Annotated in this window: 17 protein-coding genes; 14 read left to right on the forward strand and 3 right to left on the reverse strand. The window is 70.1% G+C overall.

The genetic code is table 11. The features are described from left to right. Positions 1-8 precede the first annotated feature (8 nt). Positions 9-2519 (reverse strand): hypothetical protein, encoded by a 2511-nt coding sequence (locus B4K74_RS06740; RefSeq protein ID WP_286692292.1) that lies wholly within the window; start codon positions 2517-2519, stop codon positions 9-11. 173 nt (positions 2520-2692) lie between these two features. After that, the gene (locus B4K74_RS06745) at positions 2693-3526 is read right to left on the reverse strand and encodes an LD-carboxypeptidase (RefSeq protein ID WP_286692293.1); all 834 of its coding nucleotides are present in this window, start codon (positions 3524-3526) and stop codon (positions 2693-2695) included. Positions 3527-3639: 113 nt separating this feature from the next. Between B4K74_RS06745 and B4K74_RS06750 the strand changes: the two genes are divergently transcribed. From B4K74_RS06750 to B4K74_RS06775, 6 genes are read left to right on the forward strand one after another with little or no spacing between them, the layout of a single operon-like run. Continuing rightward, a complete protein-coding gene (locus B4K74_RS06750; RefSeq protein ID WP_286692294.1) occupies positions 3640-5037 on the forward strand; it encodes a UDP-N-acetylmuramate--L-alanine ligase in 1398 nt (465 codons plus the stop codon). Next, complete coding sequence (locus B4K74_RS06755) at positions 5034-7034, forward strand: TonB-dependent receptor (RefSeq protein ID WP_286692295.1); 2001 nt, start codon at positions 5034-5036, stop codon at positions 7032-7034. The genes B4K74_RS06750 and B4K74_RS06755 overlap by 4 nt, the downstream gene beginning before the upstream one ends. 45 nt (positions 7035-7079) lie before the next feature. Then, positions 7080-7736, forward strand: coding sequence for a PepSY-associated TM helix domain-containing protein (locus tag B4K74_RS06760; RefSeq protein WP_286692296.1), 657 nt, complete (start codon positions 7080-7082; stop codon positions 7734-7736). Between the two features lie 16 nt (positions 7737-7752). Then, entirely contained in the window at positions 7753-8271 is a 519-nt protein-coding gene (locus B4K74_RS06765; protein ID WP_286692297.1) for a DUF2271 domain-containing protein, read from the forward strand. Between the two features lie 7 nt (positions 8272-8278). Further along, the gene (locus B4K74_RS06770) at positions 8279-9379 is read left to right on the forward strand and encodes an FAD:protein FMN transferase (RefSeq protein WP_286692298.1); all 1101 of its coding nucleotides are present in this window, start codon (positions 8279-8281) and stop codon (positions 9377-9379) included. Between the two features lie 5 nt (positions 9380-9384). Then, entirely contained in the window at positions 9385-10713 is a 1329-nt protein-coding gene (locus B4K74_RS06775; protein ID WP_286692299.1) for a sulfite reductase subunit alpha, read from the forward strand. Here B4K74_RS06775 and B4K74_RS06780 read toward each other — a convergent pair. Continuing rightward, positions 10710-11942: an NAD(P)/FAD-dependent oxidoreductase gene (locus B4K74_RS06780; RefSeq protein ID WP_286692300.1), complete on the reverse strand. Its 1233-nt coding sequence runs from the start codon at positions 11940-11942 to the stop codon at positions 10710-10712. The genes B4K74_RS06775 and B4K74_RS06780 overlap by 4 nt on opposite strands. A 90-nt stretch (positions 11943-12032) precedes the next feature. Here B4K74_RS06780 and B4K74_RS06785 point away from each other — a divergent pair, with 90 nt between their 5' ends. The 8 genes from B4K74_RS06785 to hisIE are packed head-to-tail and all read left to right on the forward strand — an operon-like array spanning position 12033 to position 18649. Further along, positions 12033-12353 carry a YerC/YecD family TrpR-related protein gene (locus tag B4K74_RS06785; protein ID WP_286692301.1) on the forward strand — a complete coding sequence of 107 codons (321 nt, stop codon included), beginning with the start codon at positions 12033-12035 and terminating at the stop codon, positions 12351-12353. Next, a complete protein-coding gene (gene hisG / locus B4K74_RS06790; protein ID WP_286692302.1) occupies positions 12350-13231 on the forward strand; it encodes an ATP phosphoribosyltransferase in 882 nt (293 codons plus the stop codon). The genes B4K74_RS06785 and hisG overlap by 4 nt, the downstream gene beginning before the upstream one ends. Further along, positions 13231-14538, forward strand: a complete 1308-nt coding sequence (gene hisD, locus B4K74_RS06795) for a histidinol dehydrogenase (RefSeq protein WP_286692303.1) — start codon at positions 13231-13233, stop codon at positions 14536-14538. The genes hisG and hisD overlap by 1 nt, the downstream gene beginning before the upstream one ends. After that, the gene (gene hisB / locus B4K74_RS06800; protein ID WP_286692304.1) at positions 14535-15938 is read left to right on the forward strand and encodes an imidazoleglycerol-phosphate dehydratase HisB; all 1404 of its coding nucleotides are present in this window, start codon (positions 14535-14537) and stop codon (positions 15936-15938) included. The genes hisD and hisB overlap by 4 nt, the downstream gene beginning before the upstream one ends. Then, positions 15935-16534 (forward strand): imidazole glycerol phosphate synthase subunit HisH, encoded by a 600-nt coding sequence (gene hisH, locus B4K74_RS06805; RefSeq protein WP_286692305.1) that lies wholly within the window; start codon positions 15935-15937, stop codon positions 16532-16534. Before hisB ends, hisH begins: the two co-directional genes overlap by 4 nt. Then, a complete protein-coding gene (locus B4K74_RS06810; RefSeq protein ID WP_286692306.1) occupies positions 16531-17262 on the forward strand; it encodes a 1-(5-phosphoribosyl)-5-[(5-phosphoribosylamino)methylideneamino] imidazole-4-carboxamide isomerase in 732 nt (243 codons plus the stop codon). Before hisH ends, B4K74_RS06810 begins: the two co-directional genes overlap by 4 nt. Continuing rightward, positions 17259-18026, forward strand: a complete 768-nt coding sequence (gene hisF / locus B4K74_RS06815) for an imidazole glycerol phosphate synthase subunit HisF (protein WP_123287865.1) — start codon at positions 17259-17261, stop codon at positions 18024-18026. The genes B4K74_RS06810 and hisF overlap by 4 nt, the downstream gene beginning before the upstream one ends. Next, positions 18023-18649 carry a bifunctional phosphoribosyl-AMP cyclohydrolase/phosphoribosyl-ATP diphosphatase HisIE gene (gene hisIE / locus B4K74_RS06820; RefSeq protein ID WP_123287864.1) on the forward strand — a complete coding sequence of 209 codons (627 nt, stop codon included), beginning with the start codon at positions 18023-18025 and terminating at the stop codon, positions 18647-18649. The genes hisF and hisIE overlap by 4 nt, the downstream gene beginning before the upstream one ends. Positions 18650-18677 lie beyond the last annotated feature (28 nt).

Below are 18677 nucleotides of genomic sequence, written 5' to 3' on the forward strand. Positions count from 1 at the left end.
AATCCTTTTTACGCAGGCGACGAAACAGGAAGGGGATCAGCGACGGGCTCGGACACAGTCCGGGTGCGGCGGCCCGGCGGCAGGGCGAGGAAGGCAAGGAGGTAGAGGCCCGCCCCGACCATCAGCAGGGAGGAGAATCCGACCTCGCGCGACATCAGATTGGCCAGCGGCGTGGCGACGACCGAGAAGGCCCCGTTCAGGCCCCAGGCCCAGGGCAGCATCCGCCCCTCGCCCACCTGGATCAGACCCAGCGGGAAGGGCAGGCCCAGCGCCAGCGACACGGGCGCGGCCGCGGCCAGCACGATCAGTCCCCGTGTCCAGGCGGGCTGGTCCAGCGTCGACAGCATGACCGCCTCGCCCTGCGTGAAGACCAGCCAGATCCAGCCCAGCACCACGATCAGGGACACGAACGAGGCCACCTTGGGCAGGGCCGCCACGCGGCCGGCGATCAGACTGCCCAGCCCCGAGAAGATCAGCATGGACGTCAGCACCAGGGCGAAGGCCGAGGAATAGTCATTGAGATAGAAGGCCGCCTTGTCGATCAGGAAGATCTCGATCAGCAGGAAGCCCAGACCCAGACTGGGGAAGTACAGCACCGGCCACAGGCGGCGGGGCTCGGGCGCGGCAACCTTCCGTTTACGGAACATCAGCGGGGCGGCCAGCACCAGCAGGGCGATCAGGGCGGCCTGGGCCAGCACCACCAGATTGACCAGAGCGCCGATCTCGGCCTGGGGCAGGACCTCCAGCCGGTGGATCAGGGTGGTCGGCCGGTCGAGCCTGAGCGAGGCATAGTAGGCGGGTCGATCCAGCGTCTGGGGTCGGATGTTGAAGGCGCGGCTGGACGGACTGTCGCGCCCCTGAAGCACCGCCTCGGCCTCGCGCGCGATGGCATCGTCCGTGCCCTGAGAGACCACAGTGCCGCCTTCGAACGACACCACCGGCAGGTCGTTGAACAGGCCGGCGCGGGCCGCCTCGATGTCCAGTCCGGGACGCCAGGAAATGTCGAACGAGCGGGCGGCGGCGAAGGTCTCGAGCGCCGTGACATCCGCGTCGCTCCACGGCGTCGGCGAGATCAGGATGCGGGCATTCCACGCCGACCGATAGACCATGACGTGGTCCTCGGGGCGCTCGACACCGGCCCGGATCAGGGCCTCGCGCGCCGTCGCCATGATGCGAAAGGCATAGACGGGGAAGTCGCGGATCGAGACGGGGACCGAGACCATGCCGTCAGGATCGAGCGCGGCCAGATAGGCCTGCATGGCCTCGACCGTAAGCGCCGTGACATTGGCCGGCGCCGCATCGATGAAGTCGGACGAGACGTCGATCACGTCAAAGCGCTCGCCGGGGGCCGCGCCCGATGCCCGCGCGACGGCCAGCGGTCCGCCCTCGGCCAGTTGCACATCGTCGCCCAGCGCCAGACCGCGCGAGGGACCGAGCCCGTGGGTCAGGGCGTGTTTCAGTACCGGCTCGCTTTCGACGACCAGCAGGCGTTCGGCCCCCAGCGCTCGGGCCTCGGCCAGGCGGAAGCCACCGGAGGCCCCGAGGATCAGCGCCCCGGCCCGGGGCCGCAGCACATAGGGGGCGGCCGACAGGGCGCTGTCAGCATAGCCGCCGCCGAGACCGCCCGCCTTGGGCAGGGCCGCGATCCGGCTGCCGTCGCGGTAGAGGCCATATGTGGCGGGCGGCCCTTCGACCTCCATCATCGACGCGTTGTTGGAAACGTCGGCGTCGACCCGCTCGGTGAAGTTGTCGAGCATCAGATAGTGCCCGCGCGGGCGACGGACCTCGGCCACCACCTCGGCGCCCCGGGTGTTCATGGGCGCATAGACGGCCTTGAACTCGGAATAGGCAGGCGGGGTGCCGAGCAGCAGAATGGCCTCGCCCAGCACAAGGGCGCCTCCGGCCAGCGCGCCGCCGAGGGTACTGAAGCGGCCCGGCTGAAACAGCGGCGCCAGCGCCAGCGGCACCAGCAGCAGGGGCGCCAGAAGAAAGGGGTGGACGAGGAACATCAGCGCCAGGGCGAGGGCCGAGCCCAGCCCCGCGCCAATCAGATCATAGGCATAGACCCGCCCGATCTCTCGCGGGTTCAGGATGAAGATCAGCGCGATATAGAGGCCGGCCAGAAAGAAGAAGGGCAGCAGGGCCCCGTAGTAGCCGGCGATATTCAGCAGCTGGTCGGCCCAGGTCGTGGGGTTCTGCAGCTGCAGCGGATTGAACGGATTGCGGGCGATCCGCTCATAGCCAAGCGCCGCCGCCAGCACCATCGCGGCAGGCAACACGGCCCGCAGCCATTCGCCATGGCGCTCGACGGTATCGCGGAACAGGGCGACCGCCACGCCCGACAGAGCAAAGCCCGCCATGACGATGGAGATGATCCAGTAGCCATACTCGGACCATTTCGCGACGGCGAAATAGCGGGTCAGGGCGTTCTCGATGCCGACAACACCGAGCGCCACAAGGAACAGGGGGATCAGCGCGGCCCGGGTGCTCTTCGACAGGCCGGTCACAGGGCCGACCACGCCACGGGCGGCCGGATCACGAGGTGATCCCGGCCCCCTTTTCCGCGCACGGAAGACTTCAAGGTTAACAGCCCCTTAACCCGCATGAAGCCATCTGGCCTGACCGGCGTTATCTGTCGACCGCCTTCCCCGAAAACGCGAGGATTCGGGGCACCGGGGCTGCGTTTTACCCGTCAGCGCGGCCCGAAAGGCACGATCTTGTTGTCGGCGTCATGGCCGATGTCGGCCCCGCCCAGATACGGAATGCCGGACCGCAGGCACCAGTAGCGGACGATTTCCTCGGGCGTCAGGCCGAACTCGGGCTCATTGGGGGTGATGTCGCTGACCCGGCCCAGACGGAAGCCCGCGATGCGGCGGATCGAGGCCTGACCGGTCAGATGGAACATCATCCGGTCGATCCGGTAGAGCGCCTCGGACACCTCCTCGATCATCACCACATGGCCGCTCAGGTCGGGTTCGATGGCCGTGCCGACCAGCTGATCGAGGATGGTCAGGTTGAAGGCGACGGTCGGGCGGCCGTCGAGGCTCGGCTCCAGCCCCGAGGTCGCGCCCTTGATCAGCCAGTCGAGCGCGCGGTCGGTGGCCTCGGCCCCCTCGCCGCGGGATATGTCGGCGACCATCGGCCCGTGGGCGACATGGGCAAAGCCTGTCTTGTAGAGGGTGGCCAGCAGGCTGCCGGCGTCGGAATAGCCCAGATAGCGCTTGGTCCGGGCCTCGGGCTTCAGCCCGTCGCGCACCGCCTCGGCGATCCGGCACGAGCCATAACCACCGCGCGCGAACCACAGGGCGTCGTAGCGCGGGTCGTTGGCCATCTCGAGGAATGCGCGGGCGCGCAGGGCGTCGTCACCGGCGAAATGGCCGTGGTTAGCGAAACAGGCCGGATGGAACACGACCTTGACGTCGCCGCCAGGAAAGCGGGCCTCGACATGGGCCTCCAGTCGCGCGGCGGTGGCCTTGCTGAAGCGTGACGAGGGCGCCACCACGCCAATGCGGGTTACCGATCCCATACTGCGTTTCCCCTGTTGGGCAGGCGGTCGGACAAATCGGGCTCCCGGCTCTGGCATGCGGTGCGCCCCGTGCTAGTCAGGGCCTTCCTCCGACACTCCCCGGTTTCGCCTCCATGAATCAAGACGCCAATCCAGCCGGCTCCTATTTCTTCTGCGGCCTCGGCGGGTCGGGAATGCTGCCGCTGGCCCTGATCCTGGCCGCGCGGGGGGCCCGGGTGGCGGGATCGGACCGGTCGCACGACCAGGGCCGCAGCCCCGACAAGTTTGCCTGGCTGGAGGCGCAGGGCATCGCGCTTTACCCGCAGGACGGGTCGGGTGTGACGGATGCGGCGACCACGGTCGTGGCCTCGGGCGCCGTCGAGGACACAGTGCCCGACATCGCCGCCGCCCGCCGGGTCGGCGCCCCCGTCATGACCCGACCGCAGATGCTGTCGGACCTGTTCAACGCCGCCGAGCGGCGTGTGGGCATCGCCGGGACCAGCGGCAAATCGACCATCACCGGCATGGTCGCGTGGATCCTCGATCAGGCGGACCTCGACCCGACCGTGATGAACGGGGCGGTGATGACCAATCTGGTCCGCGATGACACGCCCTTTGCCGCCGCCCGCATCGGCACCCCCGACCTGTTCGTCTCGGAAGTCGATGAGTCGGACGGCTCGATCCAGCTGTACCGGCCCACGGTCGCCGTGGTCTCGAACATCTCGCTGGACCACAAGTCGATGGAAGAGCTGCGCGCCCTGTTCGGCGGCTTTGCGGGGCATGCCGATGTGGCGGTGCTGAACCTCGACAATGACGAGACGCGGGCGCTGGCCGACACCCTGCCTGCAGACCGCCGCCTGACCTTTTCGCTGGGCAACACGGCCGCAGACCTGTGCGCGACCGATGTCGAGGCGACCGCAACCGGGATGCGGTTCCGGCTGGACGGGGCCGAGGTGACGCTGCAGGTGCCGGGCCAGCACAATGTCGCCAATGCCCTGGCCGCCCTGGGCGTCGCCGAGGCGCTGGGCGTGACGCGTAAGACGGCCATCGCCGCGCTCGCCAGTTTCCGGGGCATCCGGCGGCGGCTGGAGGTGGTCGGACAGGCCGGCGGCGTGACCGTCATCGACGACTTTGCCCACAACCCGGACAAGATTACCGCGACGCTTCAGACCCTGCACGCCTTTCCCGGGCGGCTGCTGATCCTGTTTCAGCCGCACGGGTTTGGGCCGCTGAAACTGATGCGGCGCGAGTTCATCGAGACCTTTGCCAGCCTGATGGGTCCGCACGATCACCTGATCATGCCCGAGCCGGTCTATTACGGGGGCACCACCGACCGCAGCGTTTCCAGCCCGCAGATCGTCGAGGGCGTCGTCGCGGCGGGGCGTCAGGCCGAGGCCCATGCCACGCGCGCTGAGTGCGGCGAGCGGCTGGTCCAGCTGGCCCGGCCCGGCGACCGGATTCTGGTGATGGGCGCGCGCGACGACACCCTGACCACCTTTGCCCGCGAGCTGCTGACGCGCCTTTCGGCATGATGCAGGATCCGCCGGTCGTCCTCGACGAGATTGTCGTCACCGCCCCGCGCCTGCCCGCCGCGGAAGGCGAGGCTACCTTTTCCGTGATCCGGCTGGACGGCGATGCGCTGGACCGTTCGATGCGGCTGGACGAGGCGCTGGGCCGGGTGCCCGCGGTCGGCCTGTTCCGGCGCACCACCAGTCTGACCGCCAATCCGACCACCCAGGGTCTGTCGCTGCGCGCCATCGCCCCGAGCGGGGCCGGGCGGGCGCTGGTCGCGCTGGACGGGGTGCCGCTGAATGATCCGTTCGGCGGTTGGGTCATCTGGGCCCAGGTGCCGCCCGAGGGCCTGTCGGGCGTTGATGTGGTGCGCGCCGGGGGCACCGGCCCCTATGGCGCAGGCGCGCTGACCGGCTCGGTGCTGCTGCGGGAACGGGATACGGGCGGGGCCTGGACTGCGGCGGTGGGGGAGCGCGGCTCGGCCCGGCTGGCCGCCTCGGGAACGGGCGACCTCGGCCCCCTGCGCTGGGTGGCGACCGCTGGCCACGAGCGGACCGACGGCCATACGCCGGTGCGGGTGCCCGACGCCGGAGCCGCTGACCGGCCACTGGACCTTGAGGCCAGCGCGGCCTCGCTGCGGCTGGACATGCCGGTCGGGGATGCGCTGGTCTCTGGCCGGGTTTCCGCCTTCGAGGAGATGCGCGGCTCGGGCGTGGAGGCCTCGGATGCCGCAGCCTCGGGCACCGTCCTGTCCCTTACGGCGACGCGCCAGCCGGAGGCCGACCTTGCGGGCTGGCGCGTGCAGCTGTGGCGGCAGACCAGCGACCTTCAGAACCGCTTTGTCGCGACCGCGCCCGACCGGTCCTCGACCAGCCCGGCCAATCATCAGTTCCACACTCCCGCCATAGCCTGGGGGCTGAACGCCGCCTGGCGCCTGCGACGGGACGGGTTCGAGACCGAGCTGGGGGCCGACGCCCGCAGGGCCGAGGGCGAGACCAACGAACGCTATCGCTTCATGGGTGGCGATTTCACCCGCTCGCGGCAGGCGGGCGGGGAGACGGCGGTGGCCGGGGTCTATGCGGAGGCGAGCGCCACGCGCGGCCCGTGGCTGGTGACCGGGGGCGTACGGCTGGACCACTGGGCGGCGCGGGATGGCGGCCGGCTCGAGCGCGATCTGCAGACCAGTGCTGTGGTGCTGGACGAACAGCCTGCGGATCAGTCGGGCGAGGTGGTGTCGGCCCGACTGGGTCTGCGCCGCGCCCTGTCGCAGGAATGGTCGGTGCGGGCGGCGGCCTACAGCGCCTTTCGCCCGGCGACCCTGAATGAGCTGCACCGGCCCTTCCGCGTCGGCAATGACATCACCGAGGCCAATGCCAGTCTGGTGCCCGAGCAGTTGACCGGCGTCGAGGCGGGGCTGGCGCGCGAGACCGACCGGCTGGACATCCGGGCCACGCTTTTTGCCACCCGGATCGAGGACGCCATCGTCAATGTCACCATCGGCGCAGGTCCCGGCACCTTTCCCCGCGCAGGCTTTGTCCCGGCCGGGGGCGTGCTGCGCAAGCGACAGAACGCCGGGACCATCGAGGCTGTCGGGCTGGAACTGGAGGCCGAGGCGCGGCTGCGCGAGGGCCTGACGCTGCGGGGTGCGCTGGCCGCCACCGACGCGCGGGTGGACGGCGGCTCGCAGGCGCCGCAGCTGACCGGGCTGCGCCCCGCCCAGGCCCCAATCTGGAGTGCCACCGCCGGGCTGGACTGGACCCCGGCGGCCGACTGGACCGTCAGCGTCGATGCCCGTTGGGAGAGCCGCCGTTTCGACGACGATCTCAACAGCCGCGTACTTGACCCGGCGCTTGTGGCCTCGGCCCGGCTGGAGCGGAGGCTGTCGCCCGGCCTGACCGCCTGGGTCGAGGGGGTGAACCTGTTCGACGCAGACGTCGAGACGGCGGAAACGGGCACGGGCGTCGTGTCGTATGGCCCGCCGCGCACCTTGTGGATCGGGCTGTCGCGTCGCTGGTAGACGACGTTACTTGCAAGCGGTTCGCATTTTTGGCACAGGCGCAGGGTGTCGACGTCTCCCGCGCCCGCTCCTGCCCCATCCGCCGCACGGCTGAGCTCCGCGCGGGCCTTCTGGCTGAAGCAGTTGCACCAGTGGCACTGGATGTCGGCTTCGGTCAGCCTGATCGGACTGATCCTGTTTGCGGTGACCGGCTTTACCCTGAACCATGCCGCCCAGATCCCGGCCGAGCCGGTCGTGGTCGAGCGCACCGCCACCCTGCCCGCGCCGCTGCTGGAGCGGCTTGAGACCTTCCCCGCCGAGACCACCGACCCGGTCCCCGATGCCGTGGCGCGTTGGGCCTCGAGTGAGCTGGACGTCTCCATCGCCGGGCGGGCCACCGAGACCACGGGCGCGGAAATCTATGTCGCCCTGCCCCGGCCCGGTGGCGACGGCTGGATGACGCTGGACCGGCAGACGGGCGAGGCCCTCGTCGAGGTGACCACGCGCGGGCCGATCGCCTATCTGAATGACCTGCACAAGGGGCGAGATACCGGCGGGGCCTGGTCGCTGTTCATCGATGTGTTCGCGGTGGCCTGCCTGGTGTTCGCCCTGACCGGTCTGGCGCTGCTGGTGCTGCATGCCCGCAACCGGCGCATGACCTGGCCGCTGGTGTCGCTGGGCCTGCTGATCCCGCTGATCCTCGCCCTGATCTTTATCCACTGAGTGTGCCCCCGTTCCGATGAAGCCCCTGACCCTTGCTGCGACCCTGCCCGCCGCCGGACTGATGCTGATGGGGGCTGCCCCGTTGCCGTCCGGTGATCTGACGGTCAGCATCGGCATTCCGCGCATTTCCAGCGCCTCCTACCACCGGCCCTATGTGGCGGTGTGGATCGAGCGGCCCGATGAGACCGCCGTGCGCACCCTGTCGGTCTGGTATGACACCGCCCTGCCCGCCGGTGAGGGCAAGGACTGGCTGAGGGACATCCGCACCTGGTGGCGCAAGGACGGGCGCAACCTGACCCTGCCGGCCGATGGTGTCTCCGGCCCGACCCGCGCGCCGGGCACCCAGACGGTCACAATCCCCGCCTCGCGCCTGCGCGATCTGCCGGCCGGAAACTATGTGCTGGCGGTCGAGGCCGCGCGTGAGCTGGGCGGACGCGAGATCGTGCGCGTGCCCTTCCGCTTCGGCGCTGCCAATACCGCCTCGGGCACCGGAGACTCCGAACTGGGTGCCGTGCGCGTCACCGTCGCCCGCTGAGGTCCTGATGTCCGAGCCGCGTGTCCCCGCCTCCAGCCGTTCGGCCTCGCCGGTCATCGACCTGTCCGGGGGGGCGAATGAGCCGCGTCCGGAGACCAACAACCGCGTCCTGATCCCGCCCCATCGCAGCGCCCCGGAAAAGCCTCCCGGCGCGCAGATCGCCCAGCTGGGCGGCGAGACCATGGGCACGGTCTGGACCGCCCGGATCGTGGTCCGCGACGAGACCGAGGTCAGCCGCTGGCAGGCCCTGATCGAGGAGGAGCTGGAGCGCATCATCGCCCTGTTCAGCCCGTGGGAGCGCAACAGCGAGATTTCCCGGTTCAATGGCGCCCCCGAGGGTACCTGGGCCCTGTCCGATGCTTTCTGGACGGTGCTGACCCGGGCGCTGGAACTGGCGGATGACACCAATGGCGCGGTCGATCCGACCCTGGGGTCGTTGGTCGATCTGTGGGGGTTCGGACCGCCCGGACGCCGGTCGCCCCTGCTGCCCCTGCCCGAGGATCGCGAGGTCGAGGCGGCGCGGTCCATGAGCGGCTGGATGCGCCTTCGGCTGAATGTCGATGCGCGGGCGGCCGTCCAGCCCGGCGGGCTGAAGCTGGACCTGTCGGGCATCGCCAAGGGGCATGCGGTCGACCTTATCTCTCTGCGGCTGGCACGTGAGGGGGCGACCTCGCACCTGTTCGAGATCGGCGGCGAGCTGAAGGGAGTCGGCGTCAAACCGGACGGCCGTCCGTGGTGGGTCGAACTGGAAAAGCCGGTTGGGCTGGAGACGCCGCGCACCATTGCGGCCCTGTATGGACTGGCCGTTGCCACCTCGGGCGAGGCGCGCCGCCAGTTCGTCCACGGCGGCCAGACCTATTCCCACACCATCGACGGGCGCACGGGGCGGCCGGTGACCAATGGCATGGTCTCGGTCTCGGTGCTGCATGACTCGGCCATGGTCGCCGACGCGCTGGCGACCGCCCTGACCGTGCTGGGGCCCGAGGAGGGTCTGGCCCATGCCGAAGCCGCCGGGATTGCGGCCCTGATGGTCCACCGCACCGACGATGGTCTGGTTGAGCAGATGAGCCCCGCGCTTGTGGCCATGCTGGACGTCGGGCGGGAATGATCCCCATGGGTGGCGAGCTCTGGGCTGCTGCGGCGGTGCTGGCCTGGGCCGGACTGACGGCCTGGTCGCTGCGCCCGCGGCCGGCGCCGGGGGCCATCGCTGAGGCCGCGACGCTGGTCGTGCACTCCAGCCAGACCGGCAGCGCCGAGGCCCTGGCCGAGGACGCCACCGCTGCCCTGTCCGCTACCGGCCTGTCGGTCCAGCGGCTCAGCCTGTCGCAACTGACCCCCGCACTGCTGGCGAAGGCCGAGCGCCTGTTCCTGATTGCCGCGACCACGGGCGAGGGCGATGCCCCGGATGAGGCGACCGGCTTCCTGCGACGGCTGATGCCCACTCCGCCCGACCTGTCGCACCTTCAGGTCGGTGTTCTGGCGCTGGGCGACAGCAGCTATGGTCACTACTGCGGCTTTGGCCGGGCGCTGGACAGCTGGCTGGCCCGGGCGGGGGCGACCGCCCTTTTCGACCGGGTCGAGGTGGACCGGCTGGACCCCGGCGCCCTGGCGCACTGGCGACATCAGCTGACGGCCGTGACCGGCGCGACCTTTGCCCGGGAGACCCGCAGCCGCCCGCACCGCCCCTGGCGTCTGGAGCGGCGCGCCCATCTGAACCCCGGCAGCCCGGGTCGGCCGGTCTATCGCCTGCGCCTGCGGCCCATCGGGGATATGCCGGACTGGCGGGCGGGCGATGTGGCCGAGGTCGAACTGCCCGAGGCCGTGGCGGGCCAGCCGGGTCAGTTGCGGGACTATTCGATCGCAACCGTCCCGGCGGACCGGGCCATGGATCTGATCATCCGCGAGACGGTGCGCCCCGACGGCACGCCGGGACTGGCCTCGACCTGGCTGCTGGACCGGTGCCGGATCGGGGAGACGGTGCCGCTGCGTATCCGGACCAACCGGACCTTCCACGGACCCGATGCGACGGTTCCATTGATCCTGATCGGTAATGGCACGGGGCTGGGCGGGCTTGTGGCGCATCTGTCGGAGCGGGCCAGGGCCACCAAACCCGGACCCACCTGGCTGGTGTTCGGTGAGCGGACTGCCGCTCATGACGCCTTGCTGGACCAGCGGCTGCAGGGCTGGTTGGCATCGGGCGTGCTGAGCCGGCTGGACCGCACCTTTTCGCGCGACAAGGGCGGTGCCCGCTATGTGCAGGACATCCTGCAGGCCGAGGCTGACACCGTGCGTGACTGGGTCGACCGGGGCGTCACGATCATGGTGTGCGGCAGTCTGAAGAGTATGGCGCCCGGCGTCGATGCGGCGCTGCGAGACATCCTGGGCGAGGACCGACTGCTGGACCTGCGCGAGGCCGGGCGCTACCGGCGGGATGTCTATTAGTCGCCCTTCGCGACCGCCTTCATCGACACGGACGGGTCGGCCAACTTCTCCGCATCGACCGGTGTGGCCTTGGCGATCAGCAGACGCCCGCCCATGAACTCGGCCGGGGCATTGACCGCCTCGACGCACAACAGGCGGTCGCCCGCGAGGTGGAAGACGGCAAAGCCGGGACCGGCCGGGTCACCGCGCACGACCTTGCCATCCGCCCCGTCGGAGAGCCCCGCCATCTGAAGCTTCAAGTCATACTGGTCCGACCAGAACCACGGCACCTCCGGCGGGGGCGGATTGCGGCCCATGATGGCGGCGGCGGCCTGTTTGGCCTGTTCGAGGGCGTTCGGCACACTCTCCAGCCGCACCACCCGTCCGTCATGCACGGGCACCGGCCGCCGAGTCATGTCGCCCAAGGCATAGATGTCGGGGTCGGAGGTGCGAGCGGTCTCATCGACGACGACCCCGCCGTCGCAGGTCAGGCCGGCGGAGGCGCCCAGACCCTCGCAGGCCACGCCGCCCACGCCGACCACCACCAGATCGGCCTCGATCCGGCGACCATCATCCAGCATGACGGCGCACACGCTCTGGCCGTCGGGCGCGGCCTGCATGGCCGTGACGGTGCGCCCGGTCAGAACCTCGACGTCGTGTTGCCGGTGCCAGTCGGCCATGAAAGCGGCCAGCACATCGGACGCCACCCGGGCCAGCAGACGGGTCTCACGCTCGATCACCACGACCTCGGCACCCAGCGCCCGGGCTGAGGCCGCGACCTCAAGCCCGACATAGCCGCCGCCGACCACGGCCAGCCGCGCGCCGGGCGTGATCGCCGCCCTGAGCCTGCGCGCATCGGCCAGGGTCCGCAGCTCCAGCACGCCTGTCAGATCGGCGCCCGGCACGTCGAGCTTCCGCGCGGTCGAGCCGGTCGCGAGGATCAGGGTGTCGTAGGCGACGGTCTCGCCGTCCGCGAGCACCACCGTCTTGCCGGCCCGGTCGATGGCCGTGACCGTCTGGCCCAGCCGCATCTGGATATTCTGTTCGACATAGAAGTCGGCGGGCCGCAGCAGCAGGTCCTCCTCCTCGCCCTCGCCCTTCAACAAGGCCTTGGACAGGGGCGGGCGCTGATAGGGGGCGACCGGCTCCTCGCCGATCAGCACCACCTCGCCGTCGAACCCATATTGTCTCAGAAGCGCGGCCGCACTGCCCCCGGCATGCCCCGCACCCACGATCACGATCCTGCTCATGACCCGGACATAGGCTGCGATCGCCGGTCGCACCATAGGCAGGGCGATACCGCTTGACCGTTCCACTGTTACAGCATAGTGGAACGAGCCATGACCGACGCCCTCCCCCCCAATGCCGCCGTCGCGGCTCGCAGCCGGCTGGATCTGTACGACGCCCTGCTGTGTCTGAAGACGCGCGAGGAGGTCGACGCCTTCCTCGCCGACCTATGCACTCCGGCCGAGGTGCGCGCCTTTGCCGAGCGCTGGCAGGTGGCGCGCCTGCTGGACGCGGGCGGCAAGTCGTATCGCGAGATCGCCGCCGAGGCCCAGGCCAGCCCGACCACGGTCGTGCGCGTGGCCCGCTTCCTCAAGGAAATGCCGCACCAGGGCTATCGCCTGGTGCTTGACCGACAGTCCGGAGTCTCCGCGTGAGCAAGGTTCAGGGGCGACTTCGTATCGCCGTTCAGAAATCCGGCCGTCTGGCCGACCGCAGCCTCGACCTGATCCGCAATGCGGGTCTCCGGGTCATCAAGGGCAACAATGACCTGCTCTACAAGGTCGAGAATGCGCCGGTGGACCTGCTGCGGGTGCGCGATGACGACATCCCGACCTTTGTCGCCGATGGCGTATGCGACCTCGGCATTGTCGGCGAGAATGTGCTGGAGGAAGCCCGCAACGGCGGACCGCTGGCCGAAGTGGTCATGCCGCTGGGCTTTGGCCGATGCACGCTGAAGATTGCCGCGCCTGAAAGTCTGGCGTGGGACGGCCCCGCCTCGCTGAACGGCCTCCGTTTGGCGACCAGCTATCCGCGCATTCTCGGCCGCTGGCTGGCCGAGCACGGCGTCGAGGCCGGGGTGATCACCATGCGCGGCGCGGTCGAGGTCGCACCCCGGCTGAAGCTGGCCTCGGCCATCTGTGACCTGGTCTCAACCGGGGCGACGCTGGAGGCCAATGGTCTGGTGCCGCTGGACACGGTGTTCGAAAGCCAGGCGGTGCTGATCCGCTCGCCCCAGCCGGTGGAAGACGCGCTGGAGCCGCTGCTGGAAAACCTGATCACCCGCATCGGCGGCGTGGTGGCCTCGCAGGATGCCAAATACGTCATGCTGAATGCGCCGCGCGCCGCGCTGGACCGGATCACCGCCCTGTTGCCGGGGTCGGAGTCGCCGACGGTCATGCCCCTGTCGGGACGCGACGATGCCGTGGCGGTCCACGCCGTCTGTCAGGAGGCGGTCTTCTGGGAGACGCTGGAGCGGCTGAAGGCCGAGGGCGCCTCATCTATCCTGGTCCTGCCGATCGAGAAGATGATGTGATGCGCCAGATCGACTGGACCACCCTGTCGGCCGAGGAACAGCGCGAGGCGCTGGCCCGCCCGGCGCAGCGCACAGAGGCGCGCGTCAGCGACGTCGTGCGCGAGATCTTTGACGACGTGCGCACCCGCGGCGGCGCGGCGGTCACCGACTGGAGCCTGAAGCTGGACGGCGCAGCACCCAGGCGCATCGTTCTCACGCCCGATGTGGTGAGCGAGGCCCGCGCGGCCCTGCCGCCCGCCGATACCCGCGCCCTGCGGATCGCCGCCGAGAATGTGCGCATCTTTCATCAGGCCACCCGTCCGGACGACACGAACTGGGTCGAGACCACACCCGGCGTGCGCTCGCGGTTGGTGTGGCGTCCGATTGCCTCGGCGGGCCTCTATGTCCCAGGGGGCAGTGCGCCCCTGTTCTCGTCCCTGCTGATGCAGGCCATTCCGGCGGGCGTCGCCGGTGTTGCGCGGCGCGTGGCCGTGACTCCTCCTGCGAAGGACGGCGGTGTGCACCCCGCCATGATCGTGGCCGCCGACGAGGCCGGGCTGGACGCCCTGTGGCTGATCGGCGGGGCGCAGGCCATTGCCGCCCTGACCTTCGGTGCGGACCTCGAGGACGGCCGCATCGAACCGGTCGACAAGCTGTTCGGCCCGGGCAATGCTTGGGTTGCCGAGGCCAAGAAGCAGGCGAACGCCCTGCCGAACGGTCCCGCCGTCGACATGCCGGCGGGACCGTCCGAACTGATGGTCATTGCCGATTCCAGCGCCGATCCCGAGATCGCCGCCGCCGACCTGCTCAGCCAGGCCGAGCACGATGCCGATGCCCAGGTGCTGCTGGTGTCCAACAGCCGGGGCGCGATCGCCGCCATCCTTGCAGAGGTCGAACGCCTGCTTCAGACCCTGCCGCGCTCCGACATCGCTCGCCGTTCGCTGGCCGAGGGGCGTGCCATCCGCGTCGCCGATCTGGCCGAGGCCTGCGCCGTCGCCAATCTGTATGGCCCCGAGCACCTGGCGCTGCAGACACTCGATGCCGAGCAACTGGTGGACCGCATCAATGCCGCCGGCGCCATCTTCGTCGGGACGTATGCGGCGGAGACGCTGGGGGACTATGCCGCCGGACCCAGCCACGTCCTGCCGACCGACGGCGGGGCGCGCACACTGGGCGGCATCATCACCGCCAGCTTCATGACCTCCATGTCGGTGCAGTCTGTTTCTGAGAAGGGCGCCGCCGCCCTCGCCCCCGTCGCGGCGCGCCTCGCCCGGCTGGAGGGTCTGGAGGCCCACGCCCGCGCGGCCGATCTGAGGTGTTCGTCATGACCGCGCTGCCCGCGCCCTTCGCCCCGCTGGTCTCGGGTGGTGAAGGCCTCGACCGCTATCCGACCGGTACCGCTGCGCTCGCCGCCCGCATGGCGGCGGTCTACGGCGTGCCCGTCGATGAGGTCCTGCCCGTGCGAGGCGCGACCCACGCGTTCGAGCTGATCTTCCGTCTCGCTGCGCGTGAGAACCTCGGTGTGCAGGCGCCCGGGAGCGAACCGTTCACGACGCTGGCCGCAATCTACCCGACCGGGGCCGAGCCCTCCGGGGTGATCCGGATCGCCGGGCGGGGCACGAGCGGCGGCGACGCCGCGTCGTGCGATCTGCTGATCATGGACGAGGCCACCATCGAGTTTGAGGCCAGCCACTCGGTCGCCGCGCGCGTCGCCGGTACGCACAATCTGATCGTCGTGCGCAGTCTGTCGCTGGCCTATGGCCTCGCGGGGGCCCGCGTCGGGGCCCTGATCGCCCGACCCGAAGTGCTGGCGCGGCTGCGTGCCGTGCTGGAGCCCCACGCCCTGCCCGAGCCCTCCGTTCGACTGGCGCTGCAAGCGCTCGACCCGTCCCGCATGATCGAGACCGAGGCCCGCATCGCGGCGGTGCGTGCCGAGCGAGCGCGGATGGTCGAGGCGCTGGGGCGTGATGCCGCCGCCGAGGATGGTCCCGCCATCCGGGTGCGCGGCAAAGGTCTGGACGCGACGATGGCGCGCCTGACCGCGCTGGGCGTGGCCTTTGAGGTCGACGACGGCCTGCGCCTGCCCGTCTTCGCCAGGGCCGAGCTCAACGACCGCACCCTGTCGGCCTTCGGCGTCACGGGCGCCGCCCGCCCCAACCGCACGGGACAGGCCGTGCGCGACACCAAGGAGACCCGCATCGTCTGCGCCGTCGATCTGGACGCCACGGGACCCGTCCGCATCCACACCGGCGTGGGCTTCTTTGATCACATGCTGGAACAGGTCGCGGCCCATGGCGGCTTCTCCCTGCGACTGGCCTGCGAGGGCGACCTGCACACTGACCCGCACCACACGATCGAGGACTCGGCCATCGCCCTCGGTCAGGCGCTGAAACAGGCGTTGGGCGAGCGGCGCGGCATCGCCCGCTATGGCTTTGTCCTGCCGATGGACGAGGCCAATGCCACCGTCTCCATCGACCTGTCGGGCCGTCCCTATCCGGTGTTCGAAGGGACGTTTGCGACCCCCTTCATCGGAGACTACCGCACCGATCTGACAGCCCACGTGTTCCGCTCGCTGGCCGAGCACCTCGGCGCCGCCATCCATGTGTCGGTCACTGGCGAGGACGATCACCACAAGACCGAGGCCGTCTACAAGGCCTTTGGCCGCGCGCTCCGTCAGGCCATCCGCATCGAGGGCGACGCCGTGCCCTCGACCAAGGGGGTGCTGTGACCGACATCACCATTCTGGACTATGGCGCGGGCAATCTGGCCTCTGTGCAGTTCGCCTTCGAGCGGCTGGGGGCACGGGTGCACCGGGTGTCAGATGCTGCGGGCATCGACGCGGCCGAGCGGCTGGTCCTGCCCGGCGTCGGGGCTGCGGCCTGGGCCATGGGGCGGCTGGATGCGCTGGGGCTGAGCGATCCGATCCGCGCCTTTCCCCGCCCGCTGATCGGCCTGTGCCTGGGCCAGCAGCTGCTGTTCCAGACCAGCGCCGAGGGCGACGCTGCCATGCTGGGCCTGATCCCCGGACAGGTGAGCGCGCTCACGCCCGGGCCGGGGCTGACGGTGCCGCACATGGGTTGGTCGGCCCTGTCCGATCTGGCCGACGATCCGCTGACCGAGGGCGTCGAGGACGGGGCCTATGTGTATTTCGTACACGGCTTTGCCTGTCCCGACGGTCCGGCGACGCTCGCCCGCGCCCTTCACGGCACCCCCTTCCCCGCCATGGTCCGGCAGGGCAACCGCTGGGGCTGCCAGTTTCACCCCGAGCGCTCGTCGACGACCGGCGCGCGTATCCTTTCGAACTTTCTGGCGATCGACGCATGATCCTGTACCCCGCCATCGACCTAAAGGACGGCGTCTGCGTGCGGCTGATGCACGGGCGTTTCGATCAGGTGACCCGCTATGACGACGATCCGGTCGCACGGCTGAGCGCCTTTGCGGATGCCGGGGCCGACTGGGTCCACATCGTCGATCTGGACGGGGCCGAGGCCGGACGCGCGGTCCAGCACGACACCCTGTCGCGACTGGCGGGGACGGGGCGGGTGCAGATCCAGTCCGGCGGCGGCGTGCGTACGCAGGATGACGTGAGCCGTCTGAGGGACGCGGGCGTCGCCCGGGTCGTGGTCGGCTCGCTGGCCGTGACCGCGCCCGAGACAGTGCGCGGCTGGCTGGAGGATCTGGGCCCCGAGGCCCTGACGCTGGCGCTGGACGTGCGCGTCACCGACGACGGCATCGTGCCGGCCTTGAAGGGCTGGACCGAGGCCGCGCCGCTGGACCTGTGGGCCGTGCTCGACCTCTATCCCGAGGGCGTGTTCCGTCACCTGCTGGTCACCGACATCGGCCGCGACGGCGCCTTGACCGGCCCCAATATCGACCTGCTGGCCGAGATCGTCCGGCGGCGGCCGGACCTGAAGGTGCAGGCCTCGGGCGGGGTGGCGCAAACTTCCGACCTGACAGCAGCGCGCGATGCGGGCTGCGACGGCGCCATCATCGGGCGCGCGCTTTATGAGGGCCGCTTCACCGTCGAGCGGGCGCTCGAGGCGGTGCGATGACCGCGCGGCGCATCATCCCCTGTCTGGACGTCAAGGACGGGCGGGTGGTCAAGGGCGTGCGGTTCGAGGGCCATGTCGACATGGGCGACGCGGTCGACCTGGCGCTGCGCTATCGCGATCAGGGCGCCGATGAGCTGGTGTTCTACGACATCACGGCCAGTCCCGAGGGGCGAACCCTGGACTATGGCTGGATCGCCGATATCGCGCGGGATCTGGACATTCCCTTCTGCGTCGCCGGGGGCATCGCCACGGTCGAGCAGGCCGCGCACTGCCTCGACCACGGAGCCGACAAGGTCTCGGTCAACTCGCGGGCGCTGGCCCGGCCGGAGCTGATCAGCGAGATGGCCGAGCGGCTGGGCCGCCAGTGTGTGGTGGTCGGTGTCGACAGTCGCCTCATCGACGGCGAATGGCAGGTGCACCAGTTCACCGGTGACCCCTCGGCCACGAAGCGCACGGGCCGCCGCACCCTGGATTGGATCCTTGAGGCCGAGGCCCTGGGCGCGGGCGAGATTGTGCTGAACGTCATGGACCAGGACGGCGTCCGCAAGGGCTATGACATCGCCCAGCTGAAGGCGGCGCGCGACCGGCTGACCATTCCGCTGGTCGCCTCGGGCGGCGCGGGCACGCCGGACCATTTCCGTGAGGTCTTCGAACAGGCCGATGTTTCGGGCGCGCTGGCCGCCAGCGTGTTCCACACCGGCGCCATCGCCATCCCCGACCTCAAACGCTATCTCGCCGACGCCGGACAGGAGATCAGGCTGTGACCCTCAATCCCGACACGCTGGACTTCGACAAGGGCGGCGGCCTGATCCCCGTAGTGGTGCAGGACGCCGCTACGCTTCAGGTGCTCACACTCGCCTATATGGACCGCGCCGCCCTTGAGGAGACCCAAGCGAGCGGCGAGGCGACCTTCTTTTCCCGCTCGCGCGGCGGGCGCTGGCGCAAAGGCGAGACCTCGGGCGACCGGCTGCACGTCGTCTCGCTCACGCCGGACTGCGACGGCGATGCCCTGGTGCTCAAGGTCCGGCCGGTCGGCAATGCCTGTCATCTGAACAGGATCAGCTGTTTCGGCGAAGAGGATGCGCCCGGCCTCGGCCGCCTCGCCCGGCTGGAGGCGACTATCGCCGAACGCGCGGATGCCGATCCAGCCACCAGCTGGACCGCCCGGCTGATGGCCGAGGGTCCCAAACGCGCCGCGCAAAAGGTCGGCGAGGAGGGCGTGGAAGTGGCATTGGCCGGGGCCGCAGGCGACACCGAAGAGCTTGCGAATGAGGCGGCGGACCTCATCTATCACCTGTTCGTTCTGCTCAAGACGCGTCACATGGTGTTTCAGGACGTGCTCGACGTGTTGGCCCGGCGGGCCGAAGCGGCCAAGAACCCTGTCTGACGGCGCGCCCCTTTCGGCCGGTGCGCCC

It is taken from the genome of Brevundimonas sp. UBA2503 (assembly GCF_002341485.1).
Classification (GTDB): Bacteria; Pseudomonadota; Alphaproteobacteria; order Caulobacterales; family Caulobacteraceae; genus Brevundimonas; species Brevundimonas halotolerans.

What these genes read in the sequence shown, in the direction of transcription:
- B4K74_RS06745 (WP_286692293.1), bottom strand. Translation starts at nt 3,526, where the DNA reads ATGGGATCGGTAACCCGCATTGGCGTGGTGGCGCCCTCGTCACGCTTC.
- B4K74_RS06750 (WP_286692294.1), top strand. Translation starts at nt 3,640, where the DNA reads ATGAATCAAGACGCCAATCCAGCCGGCTCCTATTTCTTCTGCGGCCTC.
- B4K74_RS06755 (WP_286692295.1), top strand. Translation starts at nt 5,034, where the DNA reads ATGATGCAGGATCCGCCGGTCGTCCTCGACGAGATTGTCGTCACCGCC.
- B4K74_RS06765 (WP_286692297.1), top strand. Translation starts at nt 7,753, where the DNA reads ATGAAGCCCCTGACCCTTGCTGCGACCCTGCCCGCCGCCGGACTGATG.
- B4K74_RS06770 (WP_286692298.1), top strand. Translation starts at nt 8,279, where the DNA reads ATGTCCGAGCCGCGTGTCCCCGCCTCCAGCCGTTCGGCCTCGCCGGTC.
- B4K74_RS06775 (WP_286692299.1), top strand. Translation starts at nt 9,385, where the DNA reads ATGGGTGGCGAGCTCTGGGCTGCTGCGGCGGTGCTGGCCTGGGCCGGA.
- B4K74_RS06780 (WP_286692300.1), bottom strand. Translation starts at nt 11,942, where the DNA reads ATGAGCAGGATCGTGATCGTGGGTGCGGGGCATGCCGGGGGCAGTGCG.
- B4K74_RS06785 (WP_286692301.1), top strand. Translation starts at nt 12,033, where the DNA reads ATGACCGACGCCCTCCCCCCCAATGCCGCCGTCGCGGCTCGCAGCCGG.
- hisD (WP_286692303.1), top strand. Translation starts at nt 13,231, where the DNA reads ATGCGCCAGATCGACTGGACCACCCTGTCGGCCGAGGAACAGCGCGAG.
- hisB (WP_286692304.1), top strand. Translation starts at nt 14,535, where the DNA reads ATGACCGCGCTGCCCGCGCCCTTCGCCCCGCTGGTCTCGGGTGGTGAA.
- B4K74_RS06810 (WP_286692306.1), top strand. Translation starts at nt 16,531, where the DNA reads ATGATCCTGTACCCCGCCATCGACCTAAAGGACGGCGTCTGCGTGCGG.
- hisF (WP_123287865.1), top strand. Translation starts at nt 17,259, where the DNA reads ATGACCGCGCGGCGCATCATCCCCTGTCTGGACGTCAAGGACGGGCGG.